The sequence below is a fragment of the Photorhabdus cinerea genome (assembly GCF_011189575.1).
GTDB classification, from domain to species: Bacteria; Pseudomonadota; Gammaproteobacteria; order Enterobacterales; family Enterobacteriaceae; genus Photorhabdus; species Photorhabdus cinerea.
This window is the reverse complement of the sequence record NZ_PUJW01000153.1, coordinates 1-364: the sequence shown is the minus strand read 5'-3', so window position 1 is coordinate 364 and position 364 is coordinate 1. Positions and strand designations below refer to the sequence as shown.

Below are 364 nucleotides of genomic sequence, written 5' to 3'. Positions count from 1 at the left end.
TAATGCACTTGCTCGGGCTGTTTTTATGCACCGGCTGGGTGAAATAAGGGACAGAGGACTGGAAAACCAAAGTTACCGAGCCAGTGGACTGACATTACTCACTGCGGCGATCACGTTATGGAATACCGTGTATATAGAAAGAGCCATCGAATCACTGAAACGGAAAGGGGTTCAGATTAATGAGCAATTGCTTTCGCACCTGTCGCCGCTGGGTTGGGAGCATATCAATCTGAGTGGAGATTACATCTGGCGTAATAATCTTAAGTTAGGAGCTGGAAAATACCGTCCGTTACGATCAGTTGATATCAATCTGTACAAAAAACAGGCTTAGCGTAGGATATTTTCCGTTTTCCAAGCGGACCCC

1 protein-coding gene is annotated in these 364 nt (G+C 45.9%); it reads left to right on the top strand.

The features are described from left to right. Positions 1–331: Tn3 family transposase (locus C5469_RS23130; RefSeq protein ID WP_166311056.1), on the top strand; the 331-nt coding region annotated here is incomplete at its 5' end. Positions 332–364 lie beyond the last annotated feature (33 nt).